At 70.3% G+C, this 16,559-nt stretch carries 15 protein-coding genes and 1 pseudogene; 7 read left to right on the plus strand and 9 right to left on the minus strand.

Features of this window, described 5'->3' with window-relative positions; translation table 11 throughout:
• The coding region (locus tag AB0E24_RS34450; protein WP_359383028.1) for an aminotransferase class I/II-fold pyridoxal phosphate-dependent enzyme at window positions 1–330 on the plus strand (330 nt) is incomplete at its 5' end.
• Window positions 331–387: 57 nt separating this feature from the next.
• On the opposite strand, the gene AB0E24_RS34455 is transcribed toward AB0E24_RS34450, so the two are convergent.
• Window positions 388–618 carry a hypothetical protein gene (locus tag AB0E24_RS34455; RefSeq protein WP_093699768.1) on the minus strand — a complete coding sequence of 77 codons (231 nt, stop codon included), beginning with the start codon at window positions 616–618 and terminating at the stop codon, window positions 388–390.
• 128 nt (window positions 619–746) lie between these two features.
• Window positions 747–1,508, minus strand: a complete 762-nt coding sequence (locus AB0E24_RS34460; protein WP_359383032.1) for a hypothetical protein — start codon at window positions 1,506–1,508, stop codon at window positions 747–749.
• A 327-nt stretch (window positions 1,509–1,835) separates the two neighbouring features.
• On the opposite strand from AB0E24_RS34460, the gene tatA reads away from it, so the two are divergent.
• Both tatA and AB0E24_RS34470 read left to right on the plus strand, forming a co-directional pair.
• A complete protein-coding gene (gene tatA / locus AB0E24_RS34465) occupies window positions 1,836–2,129 on the plus strand; it encodes a Sec-independent protein translocase subunit TatA (RefSeq protein ID WP_359383338.1) in 294 nt (97 codons plus the stop codon).
• 145 nt (window positions 2,130–2,274) lie between these two features.
• Complete coding sequence (locus AB0E24_RS34470; RefSeq protein WP_359383035.1) at window positions 2,275–3,804, plus strand: LCP family protein; 1,530 nt, start codon at window positions 2,275–2,277, stop codon at window positions 3,802–3,804.
• A 96-nt stretch (window positions 3,805–3,900) separates the two neighbouring features.
• Here the strand turns inward: AB0E24_RS34470 and AB0E24_RS34475 are convergent, their stop codons facing one another.
• From AB0E24_RS34475 to AB0E24_RS34495, 5 genes are all read right to left on the minus strand, one after another.
• Window positions 3,901–4,560 (minus strand): lytic transglycosylase domain-containing protein, encoded by a 660-nt coding sequence (locus AB0E24_RS34475; protein ID WP_359383037.1) that lies wholly within the window; start codon window positions 4,558–4,560, stop codon window positions 3,901–3,903.
• A 33-nt stretch (window positions 4,561–4,593) separates the two neighbouring features.
• The gene (gene mgtA, locus AB0E24_RS34480) at window positions 4,594–7,239 is read right to left on the minus strand and encodes a magnesium-translocating P-type ATPase (RefSeq protein WP_435865356.1); all 2,646 of its coding nucleotides are present in this window, start codon (window positions 7,237–7,239) and stop codon (window positions 4,594–4,596) included.
• Window positions 7,232–7,600 carry an ArsR/SmtB family transcription factor gene (locus tag AB0E24_RS34485; protein WP_069861474.1) on the minus strand — a complete coding sequence of 123 codons (369 nt, stop codon included), beginning with the start codon at window positions 7,598–7,600 and terminating at the stop codon, window positions 7,232–7,234. Before AB0E24_RS34485 ends, mgtA begins: the two co-directional genes overlap by 8 nt.
• Before the next feature lie 184 nt (window positions 7,601–7,784).
• Window positions 7,785–9,317: an alpha/beta hydrolase gene (locus tag AB0E24_RS34490; RefSeq protein ID WP_359383044.1), complete on the minus strand. Its 1,533-nt coding sequence runs from the start codon at window positions 9,315–9,317 to the stop codon at window positions 7,785–7,787.
• A gap of 133 nt (window positions 9,318–9,450) precedes the next feature.
• On the minus strand, window positions 9,451–10,248 hold the full coding sequence (locus AB0E24_RS34495) for a MerR family transcriptional regulator (protein ID WP_174882321.1): 798 nt from the start codon (window positions 10,246–10,248) through the stop codon (window positions 9,451–9,453).
• 48 nt (window positions 10,249–10,296) lie between these two features.
• Here AB0E24_RS34495 and AB0E24_RS34500 point away from each other — a divergent pair.
• A pseudogene (locus AB0E24_RS34500) lies at window positions 10,297–10,437 on the plus strand ((2Fe-2S)-binding protein); the annotation flags it as partial.
• 93 nt (window positions 10,438–10,530) lie between these two features.
• Here AB0E24_RS34500 and AB0E24_RS34505 read toward each other — a convergent pair.
• Both AB0E24_RS34505 and AB0E24_RS34510 read right to left on the minus strand, forming a co-directional pair.
• Entirely contained in the window at window positions 10,531–12,075 is a 1,545-nt protein-coding gene (locus AB0E24_RS34505; RefSeq protein WP_359383048.1) for an FMN-binding glutamate synthase family protein, read from the minus strand.
• A 242-nt stretch (window positions 12,076–12,317) separates the two neighbouring features.
• Window positions 12,318–13,160 carry a helix-turn-helix transcriptional regulator gene (locus tag AB0E24_RS34510; protein WP_200764455.1) on the minus strand — a complete coding sequence of 281 codons (843 nt, stop codon included), beginning with the start codon at window positions 13,158–13,160 and terminating at the stop codon, window positions 12,318–12,320.
• Window positions 13,161–13,438: 278 nt separating this feature from the next.
• Here AB0E24_RS34510 and AB0E24_RS34515 point away from each other — a divergent pair, with 278 nt between their 5' ends.
• From AB0E24_RS34515 to AB0E24_RS34525, 3 genes are all read left to right on the plus strand, one after another.
• Window positions 13,439–14,383: an SDR family oxidoreductase gene (locus tag AB0E24_RS34515; protein ID WP_359383051.1), complete on the plus strand. Its 945-nt coding sequence runs from the start codon at window positions 13,439–13,441 to the stop codon at window positions 14,381–14,383.
• Between the two features lie 119 nt (window positions 14,384–14,502).
• Complete coding sequence (locus tag AB0E24_RS34520; protein WP_100807848.1) at window positions 14,503–15,537, plus strand: ABC transporter substrate-binding protein; 1,035 nt, start codon at window positions 14,503–14,505, stop codon at window positions 15,535–15,537.
• Between the two features lie 56 nt (window positions 15,538–15,593).
• Entirely contained in the window at window positions 15,594–16,559 is a 966-nt protein-coding gene (locus AB0E24_RS34525) for a FecCD family ABC transporter permease (RefSeq protein WP_069861484.1), read from the plus strand.

Here is a 16,559-nt window from a genome sequence, read left to right on the forward strand (position 1 = left end):
CAGCTGTGGTCCAACGCGCAGCTGATGCACCGGCTGCTGAACGAGCGTGGCATTCCCTTCATCTCGGACCAGACACACATCGTCTCCGTCCTGGTGCGGGACGAGGCCGTGTGCAAGCGGATGTCCACGCTGCTGCTCGACCAGCACGGAATCTACGTACAAGCGATCAACGCGCCGAGCGTGCGGATCGGGGAGGAGATCCTGCGGGTCGCCCCCGGAGCCGTACACACCGCCGACGACGTACACGGATTCGTCGACGCCCTGGACCAAGTCTGGAAGGAAACGGGCCACCCCCGGATGCCGGCGACCCAGGCCGCTCCAGCCCACTGATCTCGGTCACCGAACTCCTCGTTGTGATGCCGATGCGCGGCCGCAAGGCCGCGTCCATCAGGGGCTCGCCGCGTCGAAGCCGTACCGCAGCGGTTCGTGTTCCACACGGAGGTCCCGGCGGTAGATGTACAACGCCTCCGCGCGCACGCCGCCGAGCGAGGCATCCGCCTCGCAGGGGTAAGTGACCTGAATCGCCCGCGGTCGGCCGGTGACCCGGATGCGCAGTCCGTCTGCGGGGCCGTCATCGAGTACCGCGGTTTCCTGTCCCGTCGCGTCGCTGGTTTCCATTCAAGACAGTTTAGTGGTTGCGCAACTATGGAATTGTTGTGTTCTGGGTCACACGCGCCGTTCGGCGCTTCGGGTGGCGTCCGGGCCGATCGGCGTGGCACGGTGTTCGGCCTCCGGGGCGCCGGGTGTCACTCCTTGCCGGGGGCTTCCGGACCGGTGAAGTCGGGGCCGGCGAAGTCCGGGCTGCTGAATCCCAGCCGCGGCCGGCGGCCGTCCGATGTGTCGCCGGGGGAGGGGCCGGAGGCCGGTTCATGGCCCAGCTGTTCGCGGAGGAACGGCAGCATTCCCCGCTGGAGCAGGGCTCGCCGCCAGACATCCCTTGCCCGGGCCACTGCCGGTGCCTCTTGGGGGTTCGACCCCGCGGGCGGTGAGCCCTCCGGAGGGGAGGAGCGGTGGCGCGCCGCGATGGTCAGCACGCCGATCAGGCCCGCCAGCCCGGCCGCCGTGGCGCAGGCGGCCGCTATCCAGCCCGCGCTGACGAGGGTGTCGGCGAGTTCGCGCTGGGAGCCCGAGAGCCTCAGGCAGTAGCCGAGCAGGAGGAAGACGACGCTCGCCCCCGCGGTCACCAGCGGTACGAGGACGGTCACCGCGGCCAGCGGCCCGTGTTTCGCGCCGGGCGCCGATGGCGGCGTCGGCGTCCGAGGCGGGCCCGCTGCCGGGCCGCCGCTTTCGCGCAGCCGCCGGTAGGCGGCGTACTCATCGGCCGCCGCTGCCGTGATCTCGGCGCTCCGCTCGTGCGCGCGGTCGCGCAGCCGTCTGACGAGGTCCTGCGCGCCCCCGGTGCCTCCGGAGCCCAGAGCGGCCACGATCTCGGGGGTTTCCAGGGCCTTCCGCAGAGCCTGTTCGAAGTCCGGTCTGTCGTCGGGGTGCAGGGGAGGAGGGCTGGTCATGGATGCCTTCTGAGCGTGGTGTGGCGCCGTTGACGGGTCTGGTGCCCCCGGCCTCACCGAGGGGCGCCCGGGGCGCGGGGCTGGTGGCGTCAGGCGTTCGGCGACACATTGCCGCCCTTGGGCAGGGAAACTCCCACGTTCTCCTCCGGAGTTGAACCGCTGGGTCGAGCGAAAATCTACAGCAGTGTAGAAGTTGTCCGCGCGGTTCTCGCGCACGGATGACCCGAGTGGGGGTCGGGGGTGCGGTCGGGTTGTACAGTTGCGCAATGCCGCAAGCATCACAAGGGGCGGCGCCGGTGGCCGACGAAGAGGAACGAGGTGAGTGTGGTGCTTCGCAATGGACTGGAACCCTGGCACCTGCTGATCGTGGCGATTGTGTTCATCCTGCTCTTCGGGGCGAAGAGGCTGCCCGACACCGCTCGGTCCCTGGGCAAGTCCCTGCGCATCCTCAAGAGTGAGACCAAAGCCATGACGGAGGAGGACGGGCGGGCGGCCGAAGCCTCGTCGGGGTCCGCTGCCGCCGACGAGGCCGAGCGGCCCTCAAGTCGCGTTATTCAGACGGCCTCCGGCGAGACCTCCTCGGCGCGCGCGGTCCCAGAAGATCGCACCACGGGGCGATGAGTCCTGTGCGGTGCTCGTCGCCTCCTTCTCGCCTCCACCCTCGATTTCGTCGTACCTCCGCGTACCTCCGCCCGGGGCGTGGCCCGGCAGACAGGTCGGGGCCGGCTGTCCCCTGCGTAGGGCCGGACGCACGAGGGGTGTACGGATGACCAACAGCCGCAAGAACACGGCGTCCAGGCGCCGCGCCCCGGCGCGGCCGGCCGACCGGGGCCGGGACGCCTCCCGCGCCCGGCGGCGCAAACGGAGCCGTACGCGGATCGCGCTGACCATAGCGCTGTCGCTGCTGGTGCTCATGGCGGCGGGTACGGGCTGGCTGTACCTGAAGTTGAACGGCAACATCAGCACCTTCGACGCGGACGGCATCTCCGGGGACCGGCCGGACGACTCCTCCAAGGGCCAGAACATCCTCGTCATCGGCTCGGACGCGCGTACCGGAGGCAACAGCGAACTGGGCGGCGGCGACAAGGGCGACATCGGGCGCTCCGACACCGCGCTGCTGCTGCATGTGTACGCCGACCGCAAGCACGCCGTGGCCGTGTCCGTCCCCCGCGACACCCTCGTGGACATCCCGCCCTGCAAGCTGCCCGACGGGAGCTGGACCAAGACGCGGCACGACGTGATGTTCAACGCCGCGTACTCCGTCGGACAGACCGCCAAGGGCAATCCGGCCTGCACGCAGAACACCGTGGAGCACCTCACCGGCCTGCGCGTCCATCACACGATGGTGGTCGACTTCAAGGGCTTCGCGACCCTCACCGACGTGGTGGGCGGCGTCGAGGTGTGCGTGCCGCAGGACGTCTACCAGAAGGACCTCAACCCCAACCGAGCGGACCGCGGCGAGCGCATCTTCGCCAAGGGCGAGCAGAACGTCGCGGGACAGCGGGCCCTGGACTACGTCCGCATCCGGCACGGCATCGGCGACGGCTCCGACATAGGCCGCATCAAACGCCAGCAAGCCTTCATCGCCGGCCTCATCAAGAAGATCAAGAGCGACGGGCTCACCCCCACCAGGCTGCTGCCCCTCGCGAACGCCGCCACCAAGTCCATGACGGTCGACCCCGGCCTGGGATCCGCCAACAAGCTGGTCTCCTTCGCGATGTCGATGAAGGAGATAGACCTGCACAACACCAAGTTCATCACCATCCCCTGGCGGTACCAGGGGGAGCGGGTCGCCATCGTCGAGCCGGAGGCCGACGCCCTGTGGGCCGCCCTGAAGGCCGACCGCACCCTCGACGGCGAGGACGCCGGCGGCAAGAACGGCGACAAGAAGCCCGAGCCGGCACAGAGCGCCGGGCCGGTCTCCGGCGACGGCATCGCGGTGACCGTCCACAACGGCACCACCACCGGCGGCCTCGCTTCACGCGCCGCCAAGGCGCTGACCGACCACGGCTTCACGGTCACCGGCACCGGCAACGCCCCGAGCCAGGACCACTCCACGACCACGATCGGCTACGGACCCGGCCAGAAGGCCCGGGCCGAAACGGTTGCCCGGCTCTTCGCCGGGGCCGCGCTCGAACCGGTGTCCGCCGACGGCATCACCGTCACTCTCGGCGAGTCGTACGTGGACAGCCCCTCGGCCGCACCGTCGCCCGGACCGGCCACCGTCCCCTCCAAGGTGGCCGACGGCGCCCGCTCCGCCGACGACGACGCCTGCTCCAACCTCTCCTACGGATGACCCCGGAACGGGAACCCCGAGGAACCCCACCGAAGTTGTGGGGCCGCCCGGCACACCGGGCCGCACACACAGCGCGCCCGCTAGGGGGAAGCGGGATCAGCGTGCGACCGCTGACCCTGCCTTGTCCCAGTTGTTCCGCAGCCGGTCGAGGTAGGACTGAGCCTGGTTGCCGGGCGTCACCCCGCGGGCGAAGGCGAGCATGTTGCTCGCGCCGGTGTTGTAGCCGAGGGCCAGCAGCTCGTCCCTCGTGCACGCGCCGGACCGCCGCGCGGGGAGCTGGGCCGCGAGGTCGTGCAGATGCCAGGCGGCGGCCTCGATGGCGAGGCCGCGGTCGTCGGGCAGCTCTTCCCATCGGCGGTGCGCGAAGTCCCGGCCCCGTTTGGTGGCGTCGAACGCGGCCCGGTGCATGTTGGCGATGCCGAAGGCCGCTTCGGGCTTGTAGCGCTGCCAGGCCCGCTCCAGTTTCGGATCGTGCGGTTTGTAGGACTCGTTGTAGAGGATGGCCATCAGCAGCCGGGCGCTGACGCCGGCCTCGGCGGCGTACGCGCGCACCGGCCGCGCGTAGTCGGCGGGGTCGTACGAGGCACGGGGCCGCGCGGACGGCGCCGGAGCGGTGCGGGAGGCGCCGGGCTCGCTCGCGCCCGGGGAGGCGGAGGGCGCGTCGGACGACGACGGGGCCTCACGCGTCATGAACCACAGGGCCAGGGCGATGAGCGGCACGGCCGGCCACCACCGGCGCTTCGCCTGGTCAGCCATGGTTCGCTCCAGGCGCTGATCGGCCGGATTCCATCACGCCTCCCGTTCCGCGTGCCGTCGTTCGAGGCGCCGCATGGCCATCGCCAACGCGGCCGCGTACAGCGTCAGGACGGCGGCGAGCTGCGCGTAGTACGAGAGCGGCAGTGCCGTCATGCCGAGCGGTGGCCCGAGCGGGGACAGGGGCAGCAGGACGCCGAAGGCGGCGAGGACGGCGGCCGCCCGGCCCACCGGGCTCAGTCCGCCCCCGGCGCCGCGGCGGCCCGTGTGCAGCAGGACCATGACCAGCGCCTGGGTGAGCAGGTTCTCGGTGAACCAGCCGGAGTGGAAGACCGCCTCGTCGTCGCTGCCGGGGCCGTACATGGCGAGGGCGAGCAGGGCGAAAGTGGCCAGGTCGGCCAGGGCGTTGAGGGCGCCGAAGCCGGTGATGAAGCGCAGCAGGCCACGCGGGCGCAGCACGGCGGGACGGCGCAGCGCGGCCGGGTGGGGGCGGTCGTAGGCGAAGGCGAGCTGGGCGGCGTCGAAGCACAGGTTCTGCACCAGGACCTGGGCGGGCAGCATCGGCAGGAAGGGCAGCAGCACGCCCGCGGCGAGCATCGCGATGACGTTGCCGAGGTTGGAGGAGAGGGCGATGCGCAGGTACGCCGTGATGTTGCCGCTGGCGTGCCGTCCCGCCGTGACGGCGCGGCCGATGGCCGTGAGGTCCTTACCCCCGTTGTCCTGTTTCCGCTGTCCGGCGAGGACCACATCGGCGCCGTCCCGGGCCACGGCCACCGCGTCGCGCGGGCAGATGCCGATGTCGGCGGCGCGCAGGGCGGGCAGGTCGTTGGCGCCGTCGCCGAGGAAGCCGACCGTGTGCCCATCGGCGCGCAGGGCGGTGACGACGCGGGCCTTGTGGTCGGGCGAGCAGCGGGCGAAGACGGTGGTACGGCGTGCGGCGGCGGCCAGTTCGGCGTCGGTGAGCGAGTCGAGGCGGTCGGCGGTCAGGACACCGTCGACCGCGAGGCCGAGATCGTGGCAGGCGCGGGTGGCGGTTCCCGGGTGGTCGCCGGTGAGGATCTTCACGCTCACCCCGCGGTCGGCGAGGTCGCGCAGGGCGGTGGCCGCGGTGTCGGTGACCTCGTCCCGCAGCGTCACGAATCCCCGGAAGGCGAGACCGCGCTCATCGGCGTGGGTGTAGGCGCGGTGGTGTGCGGCGCGCTCGGCGGTGGCGACCGCCAGCAGGCGCAAACCGTCGGCGGCCCGGCGGTCGGCGAGCGAGTGCAGCCTCGCCCGCTCCTCTTCGCCGAGCGCACACCGTTCCAGGACGGCCTCGACGGCACCCTTGACGACGAGGGTGTGGGTGCCGAGGCGGCCCGGGGTGCTGACGACGGCGGTGGCCAGGCGGCGTACCGGATCGAACGGCAGCGCCGCCACCGGCTCGTGGGCCATGGCCTCCGTCTCGTCGACGGCATCGAGCAGCGCCTCGTCCAGCATGTCGGGCACGGGCAGGTCGGCGAGTTGCAGAGTCCACCAGGCGTTGACGGCGGCCCAGCGCAGCACCTCGGCGTCGTCCTGGCCGTCCGCGTCCAGGGCCCGGTGCACCACGGGCCGGTCCTCGGTGAGGGTGCCGGTCTTGTCCAGACACAGCACGTCCATGGCGCCCAGGTCGTGCAGCGCGGGCAGGCGTTTGACGATCACCCCGTGGGCGCGGGCGAGGAGCGCGGCGCCGCGGGCGAGACAGGTCGTGACGACGACCGGCAGCATCTCGGGAGTCAGCGCGACCGCCACCGCCACCGCGAACGGCAGGGTCTCCAGGCCGCGTCCGTCAACGGCGGCGTTGGCCATGAGGACCAGCGGCGGGGTCAGCAGCATGAAGCGGACCAGAATCCACGAGACGCCGTGCACCGAACGGTCGAAGGCGCTGGGGCCGCGCCGCCGGACCCCCGTGTGCGTGCTCGCGAACTCCGTACGCGCCCCGGTCGCCTCCACAACGGCCGTGCCACTGCCCGACGCCACGCTGCTGCCCTGGAAACACAGGTGCGGCTGCCCGAACACGCCCCGGCCGTACCGGGCGTCGGGCACGTCGACCGCGTACTTGTCGACGGGCTGCGACTCCCCGGTGAGCGCCGCCTGGTGCACCCGTAGGCCACTGGCGCGCAGCAGACGTACGTCCGCGGGCACCAGATCCCCGGGACCGAGACTGATCACATCGCCCGGCACCAGCTGGTCGACCGGGATCTCGCGCACCACCGGAGCGGCGTCCCGCGAGTCGGCCCGGCGCAGCACGCTCGCCGTGGTGGCGACCAGCTCGCGCAGATGGGCCATGGACCGGTCGGCCCGCAGCTCGCCGGATATACGCAGCCCGCAGCTGACCACCACGAGGAAGGTGATCACGGCCGCGGTCGCCCAGGACGCCACCGCCGCCGACACCAGACCGAGCACCAGCAGCACCGCGGTGAACGGATCGCGCAGGCCCAGCAGCAGCCGCCGGGGCCAGGGAGTGACGCGCTGAGTGGGCAGGACGTTTTCGCCGAAGCGGGCCAGACGGTCCTCCGCTACCCCCTCGGTCAGCCCGCGCGGCCCGCTGTCGAGGGCGCGCAGCACTTGCAGCGCGGTCGGCGCCGCACTCGCGCCGCTTCCCGGGGACGGTGCCGCGGCGGTCGAGGGGCCGCCCCCCGCGGCCACGGCCCGCTCAGGCACCGGTTTCGTGCACCAGACGCACCGGCGCCGTGGCCTCGTGCCGTGCGCGGTCGGCGAGCTGGCCGACCATGAGACGCACCACGGTGACGACGTCGGGGTCATCGACGAAGTACACCTGGCGGCGGCCTTCCCGCCGCGAGCGGACGAGTCCCGCCAGCTTGAGCTTGGTCAGATGCTGACTGATCGCGGGCAGCGCCCCGCCCACCCGGTCGGCGAGGTGCGTCACATCGCTTTCCCCCTGGGCGAGAGCCCACATGATGTGCAGCCGCGCCGCCGATGCCAGCAGTCCGAAGGCCGCCGCCGCCTCGGCGAGGACATCGGCGGAAGGATCTTCAAACTCGTGCACATCGCCCTTCGCCATCGCCGACCTCCGTCGCCCGGAACCACCCGTTCACAAGGCTCCCCAGTCTAGGCGCCGCGGTCTAGGCGCCGCGGTCTCCACCGCCGGGGCGGCCGCTTGGAAACCGCCGCCGGTGACCTTCGGCCGAACCGCGCCTCGCCGCCGCCGGGCAAGGCCCGCGGCGGCCGATCTTCGCGGCCGAGGTTCAGCCCGACGCCCGGCATGTGACGTCCTTCTCCGGCATCACTCCGTCGGCCAGCCATGCCGTGCCCACGTTCAGCGCACACGCGTTGCCGCCGTAGACGTAGACACCGTGACCGCTTCCGTCCGCGGTCACCAGACGTGAGCGATCGGTGAACTTCTTCCGGAACAGCTGTCCACCGAGCAGCGGCGTGACCGGGTCGTGCCGGTTCTGCATGATCAGGATGTTCCTCGGCCCATCATCGTTGATCTTGACCTGCGGCTCGGACGGCCCGTGCGGCCAGAACGCACACGGCAGGATGTTGGCCGCCCCCGCACCGAACAGCGGATACTTCTCGCGGTCCGCGGCGACGCTGTGCTGGTACGCCCGGACATCGCTGGGCCACTCCACGTCGTTGCAGGTCACCGTGAGGAAGACGGACCACGAGTTGGAGTACGAGGCCCCCTCGGCGGCCGCCGCCGGTGCGCCGGGGGTCTCTGCCATCAGCCTTTTGGCCCTTTTGACCGCGGTCTCGTCGGCGTCCTTGATCGCTTCCCAGAGCTGCGCCGTCCGGCCGTACGTCCGCTTGGCGTAGAGACCACCGAAGGTGGTGAACCGGAACTGACGGCCATCGATACCGAAGACCGGTTTCTCGTCGAGCCGTTCGGCAAGCGAGAAGTACGTCTCGCGCACTTCTTCCGGAGTCCGTCCGAGCCCGTACGCGGAATTCCGTGCCGCCGTCCACTTCGCGAAGTCGGGAAACGTCTCCTCCATGCCCAGCGCGTACCGACGGAGGCCGGCGCGGTCCAGGGCCGTGTCACCGAGGTTGCTGTCGATGAGCACCCGGTCGGTGGTGTCCGGGAACATCGACGCGTACGCGGCGCCCAGCGCCGACCCGTACGAAAGGCCGAAGTAGCTTGCCTTCTTCTCGCCGAGGGCGGCCCGGATCCGGTCCAGGTCCCGCGCCGTGTTGGCGGTCGTGATGTGGGCCATGCGGCCGTCGGTGTCGTTGGCCGCGCACTGCTCGGCGACGCCCTTGGCGATCTCGGCCTGCTCGACCACCGCCGCGTTGTCCACGGCGTACGGCGGGACATTGCCGATGTAGTCCTGGCCGACGGTGAACCCGCAGTCGATGGGCGCCGAGTGTCCGAAGCCGCGGGTGTCCATGCCGATCAGGTCATAGGTGTCGAGGACCTTTGACGGGATGCCCAGGTCGGCCAGCTCGGCCGGCATCGTCAGCGCGGACCCGCCCGGCCCGCCCGGGTTCAGCAGCAGCACACCGCGCCGCTTGTGCGGGTTCTCACTCGCCAGTCGCGACACCATGAGGTCGATCTGTGTGCCGTCCGGGTCGTCGTAGTCCAGCGGCACCGTCACGGTCCCGCACCGCACATTCAGGTCCGGCGCCTTGGCCGTGACGTCGTCCGGACAGGCACCCCACTCCACTTGACCTACGTCGTCCCGATCGGCGGCGGCGGGCGGGGCCGACGCCAGCGACCCGGCGAGGCCGATCGCGACTGTCAGGGCCAGACCACGGCCCACCCTGTGCCTACGATCCATGTACGTTCCTCCGAATGTGATCGGCGATGTGCTTCCTGGCGTCATCCAGGGCACCCCCTGCCCTTGGGGCCAGGTCAAGCCGGACGAGCGTAGAGATCACATTCGGTGTGGTCGTTCTGCCGGAACATCAGCCTCAGCGGTGCTCGGTGGCGTCTTCGAGGGGGCGTCCGACATCACGGATCGGCCTGCCCAGCGCCGACGCGGTGCCTGCCGCGGACCTGAACTCCTGGTTGAGTGCGTGGGCCCGGGCGAGGGCCTTGAGCTGGGCCCGGTTGAAGAGTTCGGCGAAGGCGGGGCCCATCACGGCCTCGGCGAACCGCTTGCCTCGTGGTGCGGCACTGCACGGGTCGCTCAGCCACGGGAATCGGTCCTGATGGGCGCGGATCGCCACGGCCAGACGCCCGGCCAGTTCGTCGATCGTCGCGTCGTCCGCGTCCTCGGGGAGGGCTTCGAAGTCGTCCTCGTAGTCGTCGCGTTCCGAGATCAGCTCGCGCAGATCATCGAGGGCGTCTTCGTCGAACACCTGCGAGAGGACGGTGACCAGGGCGTGGCCTCGCTCGCCCAGCTCATCGGCGACGGGACCGAACGGCGGTGGAGTGTCGAGCGGCGCCCGGTGCTCGAGGATGACGGCCAGCTCAGCGCGTATCCGTCGCAGGCGGTCGATGGTGTCCGCCAGTTCGGCGTCCAGGATACGGATGGCCTCGTCGGGTTTTGCCCCCGCTCGTCCCATCGCGCCGATCTGCGCGAGGGAAACACCGAGGTTGCTCATCCGCTTGATCTGAAGCAAGCGGACGAGATGAGCCGGCTTGTACTGCTTGTAGCCGTTCGAGGTGCGTGCGGGTTCGTCGAGCAGGCCGATCCGGTGGTAGTAACGCACCGTTTTGACGGTGGTATCGGCGAGATCGGCGAGTTGCCGCGTGCTCCACGCCATGACGTTCGGCCTTTCCGGTCTCTCGGTCTCGGTGCTGCCCCCGGTGGGGCGGTCGCGTTGGTCCACCGGGCCGCCGAGGAAGGCCGCGAGATCACGGACTCCGACCTCGACGGCATCCGCAATATCTGCCGCTGCGGCACGTACTTCCGGATCCGCGCGGCGATCGAGGCCGGAGCCGAGAAGATGTGAGGCACAACCTCCGCGAACACCGCATGCGTACGGGTGCTGCGAAGGCGGTGCCCAACAGGCGGGCTTCGTACGGCTCCGGCAACTCGTCGGGCGTCAGCCGGCCGGCTTCTGGACAGGGGCCGGCTTGGCGGTGAGCAGTGCGGTGATCTCCTGGGCGAGCTCCGGGCCGAGTTCGCCCCAGCCGTCCTTGTAGCCATAGACGCTGGCCAAGGTGCGGGCGTCGTAGTCGCCGTTCATGATCTCGATGTCGTTGGTGGTGATGAGCGCCGGATGGGCGACGCCGACGGCTCCCGAGACCTTCAGCAGCTCCTTACGCAGGGTGCGCAGATAGACAGCGGCCCGGGTGGCCTTCGAGGGTGCGTCGATACCGCGCCCCAGCCACGGGTCCTGGGTGGCGATGCCGGTGGGGCACTTGTCGGTGTGGCATTTCTGCGCCTGGATGCAGCCGATGGACAGCATCGCCTCGCGGGCGACGTTGATCATGTCGACGCCCAGGGCGAAGGCGGTGGCGGCGTTCTCGGGCAGGCCCAGCTTGCCCGAGCCGATGAAGGTGAGGTCGTCGGTCAGACCCCGCTCGGCGAATGTGCCGTAGACGCGGGAGAAGCCCATCCGGAACGGCAGCGACACCGAGTCGGTGAAGATCAGGGGAGCCGCCCCGGTGCCGCCCTCGCCCCCGTCGATGGTCACGAAGTCGACCCCGCGATCACCACGCGCCATCAGCGTGGCCAGCTCCTGCCAGAAGCTCATCTCCCCCACGGCGCTCTTGATCCCGACCGGCAGACCGGTCTCGGTGGCGAGCAGCTCCACGAAGTCGAGCATCGAGTCGACGTCGTGGAACGCGGTGTGCCGGGAGGGGGAGGCACAGTCCTTGCCGACCGGGATGGAGCGGATCTCCGCGATCTCGGGGGTCACCTTCGCGCCCGGCAGCATCCCGCCGAGCCCCGGTTTGGCGCCCTGCGAGAGCTTGATCTCTATGGCCTTGACCGGGGCGCCGGCGACCACGTCCTTGAGCTTGTCGAGGTTGAAGGCGCCGTCCTCGTCGCGGCAGCCGAAGTACGACGTCCCGATCTGGAGGACGAGGTCACCGCCGTTGCGGTGGTACGGCGAGAGGCCGCCCTCGCCCGTGTTCTGCATCGCGCCGGCCAGCGCCGCGCCCTTGTTGAGCGCCGTGACGGCCGCGCCGGACAGCGAGCCGAAGCTCATCGCCGAGATGTTCACGACGCTCGCCGGCCGGAACGCCTTGGCGCGCCCGCGCGGGCCGCCCAGCACCTTGGCCGAGGGCAGCGGGGCCTGCGGGTCGTGCAGATCGGGCAGCGTGCCGGCGAACGTGCGCTGCTTCACATACGCGTGCCCTTGCACATGCTCGACATCCACGTCGGTTCCGAACCCGAAGTAGTTGTTCTCTTCCTTCGCCGACGCATAGATCCAGGTGCGCTGGTCACGGCTGAACGGGCGCTCTTCCTCGTTGGAGGTCACGACGTACTGCCGCAGCTCCGGCCCGATCGTCTCCAGCAGGTACCGGGCGTGCCCGATCACGGGGAAGTTTCTGAGCAGCGCGTGCTTCTTCTGGACGAGATCGCGGGCAGCCACCAGCGCCAATGCTGTCGCCGCCGCCGCGCCGATGCTCCGAGCGCGCATGAACGTTCCTCTCCTCGACTGCTCGATACCCGACTCCATCGCTGTGCGGCGGACGTCGCGGGCGTTGGGCGGCGGACACGACCAGGCAGGCATCGGCCTCCGACGCCGAGACGCCACACGCGATGGTAGAGGTCGCGCGGGTGGGCGGACGGGGCAGGGTGTGTGAGTCCCGGTGACGGCCGACAACGCGGCGAGCGTGCGTGCCCCGCCCCGCGAGCCCAGATCACAACCCCGGACAGGCCCTAGCGCAACACCTGCGCTCCTATGACGGACAGCAACCGCAACTTCTCGTAGCTCTCACTGCCGGGAATGGCGGTGTAGACGATCAGGAGCTGCGACTGGTCCGGATCGAGCAGCGTCTGGCAGGTCAGCTCCAAAGCGCCGACCTCGGGGTGGACGAAATGTTTCACCTCGTTCGGCCGGATGCCGACCTCATGGTCGTTCCACACCCGACGGAACTCCTCGCTCTGAGCGAGCAGCAGCTCGGCGTAGTGGGCCGCGCGGGAACCCGGACCCCGCAGGGTGGCCACCCCGCGCAGGCCCGAGACGAACATGCGGGTGAGGAACGGATGGTCGTCGGGGGCGTAGAGCCGTCGCGCGGCGGGGTCGGTGAACCAGCGGTAGCCGAGGCTGCGGGACGGGCCGCTGTAGACGGTCAGATCGCCGGTGAGCGCGATGCCGAGCGGGGTCTGCCGCAGCGTCTCGCCAAGCTCGGTGACGATCTCCGCGGGTGTGTCGTGCAGGCGGTCGAGGATGCGCAGCAGGCCGGGACCGATGTGCTCGCTGTCCGCGCCCCGCGGGGGCGGGGTCTGTCCGGCGAGCCGGAACAGGTGGTCGCGCTCATCGAGGGAGAGGTGGAGTCCTTGCGCGATGGAGGCGATCATCTGCTCGGACGGCTGGGGTCCGCGCTCCCGCTCGAGCCGCGCGTAGTAGTCGGTCGACATATGGCACAGCGCGGCCACCTCCTCCCGCCGCAGCCCGCTCGTCCTGCGGCGTGGTCCGCGCGGGAGGCCGACGTCCTCGGGTTGCAGCGACTCCCTGCGGCGCCGGAGGAATTCCGCCAGTCCGGTCCGATCGATCACCATGCGGCCTCCGTCACCGTGGGTGCCTCCTCAGGCGCTCATTTCTACCGCCCGCGCGTCTCGACATCCACGGATCGTCAATCCCCCCTTCACCAGTTGCCGCCGCCACGGCGCCACCCGAACCTCGGTGACGTGCCCACGCGCGAAAGAAGCGGGGGCATGACTGATCCCACCGGGACCCGCCGGAGCCCGGACTTCCTGATCAGTGGATCGAGCGGCCCTGAACAGCGCCGCCGTCTTCCACGACGGTGGGGGCAACGACACAACCCAGGAGTGAGCACATGCCACGCAACCCCATCGACATCACCGTCCCCGACCTGTCCGGCAGGCTCGCCGTCGTCACCGGAGCGAGCGACGGCATCGGGCTCGGCCTCGCCACGAGGCTCGCCGCGGCCGGGGCCGAAGTGCTCCTGCCCGTTCGCAACCCGAGCAAGGGCGAGGCCGCGCTCACCACGATCCGCCGGACGGCCCCCCATGCGAACGTGTCGCTCCGGGAGCTCGACCTGTCCTCCCTCGCCTCCGTCGCGGCCCTCGGCAAGACCCTGCGGGAGGAGGGCCGGCCGATCCACATCCTCATCAACAACGCCGGTGTCATGACCCCGCCCGACCGACAGACGACCGCCGACGGGTTCGAGCTTCAATTCGGCACCAACCACCTCGGCCATTTCGCCCTGGTGGCCCATCTGCTGCCGCTGCTGCGGGCCGGCCACGCCCGTGTGACCTCACAGATCAGCGTCGCGGCGAATCAGGGCGCCATCAACTGGGACGACCTGAACTGGGAACGCTCCTACGACGGCATGAAAGCCTATAGCCAGTCGAAGATCGCGTTCGGGCTCTTCGGCCTCGAACTCGACCGGCGCGGTCGGGCGAATGGCTGGGGCATCACGAGCAACCTCTCCCATCCCGGGGTCGCCCCGACGAACCTGCTCGCCGCCCGCCCCGAGGTCGGACGCGACCGGGACACCCGGAGCGTGCGCATGATCCGGACCCTGTCCGCCCGCGGCATCCTCGTCGGGACGGTCCACACCGCGCAGCTTCCCGCCCTGTACGCCGCCACCGCGCCCGACGGCGAGCGTGGCGGGTTCTATGGGCCGCGCGGACTCGGGCATGTGGGCGGCCCTCCCGGAGCGCAGAAGCTCTACTCGCGCCTTCGCGGCACCGAGGAGGCCCAGCGCGTCTGGCAGGTCTCCGAAGCGCTCATGGAGGTTTCCTTCCCCGACAGCTGAGCCGCCGCTGCTCCCGCCGCCGTGGCCGGGAATTCCCTGGAACTCGGGACCCCTTCGGCCCGACTACCTGAAAGACACCTTTCAGCCCGAGGAATACCTTCCGCACGCAGGGAGCCCGCATGCCAATGAACCGGCCGGCCACCACCGCTCTGGCCGCAGCCCTCTGTCTGCTCACGGCGGCATGCGGCGGTTCCTCCGACGACGGCAGGGCGAGCACACGGGCGACCGGGGCCTCGAAGGCCGGATATCCGGTGACCCTGGACAACTGCGGCCGGAGCGAGACCTTCAAGAAGGACCCCGGCCGGGTCGTCGTCATGAACGGCGCCTCGGTCGCCGAGGTCTCCACCCTCCTCGCCCTCGGCCTCCAGGACAAGATCGTCGCCAATCAGCAGACCTACGGCATGTCCGAGGTCGCCGGCCGGGCCGCCGCCATCAAGGCCCTGCCCACCGGCGACGTCGAGCTCAACGAGGGCTACGACATCCCCCGCGAGGCCATGTTCGGTCTGCGTCCCGACCTCGTCCTGTCCGTCACCACATACGGCTTCGACCAGAAGAACGGGTTCGCCACCCGCGATCAGCTGAAGCAGGTGGGAGCCAACAGCTACGTATCCCCGCAGGGCTGCGACGACGACCCCTCCAAGATGACCGTCGCCGACAGCTACCGGCTGCTGCGCGATATGGGAAAGATCTTCAACGTCGGTGACAAGGCCGAGAAGCTGATCGCCGAATCGGAGAAGAACATCGCGGCGGTCTCCGAGAAGGTCAAGGGGAAGAAGCGCCCGAAGGTCATGGTGCTCTTCTCCAACATGTCCATGGGCAGCAACGACTTCAGCTCGGTCTTCAGCAACGGCATCGCCAACGACATCCTCGCCAAAGCCGGCGGCGCCAACGCCTTCGCGAACGCCTCCAAGACCCTCTTCGCCGATCTGAGCAAGGAGAAGGTGGCCGCCACCGATGTCGACGCCCTCGTCGTCATCAGCTACAACGACCCCAATCCGGCGGCGTACGCCAAGAAGCTGCTCAAGGAGTTCCCCCAGTGGTCAGCCGCCAAGAACAACAAGTACGTCGTCCTGTCGGACTCGATGTACCTCGGCCCGAGCAACGACCTGGCCGTGGAGAAGGTCGCCAAGCTGCTGCACCCCGAGGCGTTCTGACCCGGCTCAGGGCTCCGCTGGCGTTCACGCTCCTGCCCGTCGCGCTGGTCGTCACCATGATCGTGGGGATCAGTATCGGCGCGGTCAACGTGCCGCTCGGCGATGTGTGGAGGATCGTCCTCCACCACATCACCGGCGCGGGGTCGGCGCACTCCGACCCCGCGCTGGACCAGATCGTCTGGAACTTCCGCACCCCGCGGGTGGTCCTGGCGGCCGTGGTCGGCGCGGGCCTCGGAGTGTCCGGCGCCGTGCTGCAAACCGTGGTGTCCAACCCGCTGGCCGACCCCATCGTGCTGGGTTTCTCCTACGGCGCCACGCTCGGCGCGGTGCTGGTCATCACCCTGGGCGGCGGCGCCGCGCTGGCCGGGCTCGGGGTGTCGGCGGCCGCCTTCCTCGGCGCCATCGCCGCCGGTGTGCTGGTCTTCGCCCTCGGACAACGGCGGGGACGCCTGGCGCCGACCCGGCTGGTGCTGGCCGGAGTCGCCGTCGGCTATGTCTTCCTCTCGGCCACGAGCTATGTGCAACTCCAGGCGACACCGGCGGAGTTGCGGACGGTCATGTTCTGGATGCTGGGCAGCGTCACCGGCGCCCAGTGGAGCCAACTCCCCACCGTCACCGCGGTGGTGCTCGTCACCACCACGCTGCTCACCCTCTTCGGCCGGCGGCTCAACGCCCTGCTGGCCGGTGACGAGTCCGCCACCGCGCTCGGCGTCGACGTCAACCGGCTGCGGGCGGTACTCCTGGTGCTCACCGCACTGCTGACGGGAACCGTCATCGCCGTCGCCGGCAGCATCGGCTTCGTCGGCCTGATGATCCCGCATCTGGTGCGCCTGACCACCGGCGCCGACCACCGCCGGCTGCTCCCGCTGACCGCCCTGCTGGGCGCCGTCTACCTGGTCCTCGTCGACCTGCTCTCCCGCACCCTCAACCGCCCCAACGAAATCCCCCTGGGCATCCTCACCGCTCTGCTCGGAGCTCCCTTCTTCCTGTGGCTGCTGCGCCGCAACAAGGGCTTGGACTAG

The organism is Streptomyces malaysiensis subsp. malaysiensis, from assembly GCF_040653035.1.
GTDB classification, from domain to species: domain Bacteria; phylum Actinomycetota; class Actinomycetes; order Streptomycetales; family Streptomycetaceae; genus Streptomyces; species Streptomyces malaysiensis.

Bases quoted from the DNA above. Each gene is read 5' to 3' on its own strand.
- AB0E24_RS34475 (WP_359383037.1), bottom strand. From the start codon at position 4,560: ATGGCTGACCAGGCGAAGCGCCGGTGGTGGCCGGCCGTGCCGCTCATC.
- AB0E24_RS34495 (WP_174882321.1), bottom strand. From the start codon at position 10,248: ATGGCGTGGAGCACGCGGCAACTCGCCGATCTCGCCGATACCACCGTC.
- AB0E24_RS34470 (WP_359383035.1), top strand. From the start codon at position 2,275: ATGACCAACAGCCGCAAGAACACGGCGTCCAGGCGCCGCGCCCCGGCG.
- AB0E24_RS34460 (WP_359383032.1), bottom strand. From the start codon at position 1,508: ATGACCAGCCCTCCTCCCCTGCACCCCGACGACAGACCGGACTTCGAA.
- AB0E24_RS34455 (WP_093699768.1), bottom strand. From the start codon at position 618: ATGGAAACCAGCGACGCGACGGGACAGGAAACCGCGGTACTCGATGAC.
- AB0E24_RS34515 (WP_359383051.1), top strand. From the start codon at position 13,439: ATGCCACGCAACCCCATCGACATCACCGTCCCCGACCTGTCCGGCAGG.
- AB0E24_RS34510 (WP_200764455.1), bottom strand. From the start codon at position 13,160: ATGGTGATCGATCGGACCGGACTGGCGGAATTCCTCCGGCGCCGCAGG.
- AB0E24_RS34490 (WP_359383044.1), bottom strand. From the start codon at position 9,317: ATGGATCGTAGGCACAGGGTGGGCCGTGGTCTGGCCCTGACAGTCGCG.
- AB0E24_RS34505 (WP_359383048.1), bottom strand. From the start codon at position 12,075: ATGCGCGCTCGGAGCATCGGCGCGGCGGCGGCGACAGCATTGGCGCTG.
- AB0E24_RS34525 (WP_069861484.1), top strand. From the start codon at position 15,594: ATGATCGTGGGGATCAGTATCGGCGCGGTCAACGTGCCGCTCGGCGAT.
- AB0E24_RS34485 (WP_069861474.1), bottom strand. From the start codon at position 7,600: ATGGCGAAGGGCGATGTGCACGAGTTTGAAGATCCTTCCGCCGATGTC.
- AB0E24_RS34520 (WP_100807848.1), top strand. From the start codon at position 14,503: ATGCCAATGAACCGGCCGGCCACCACCGCTCTGGCCGCAGCCCTCTGT.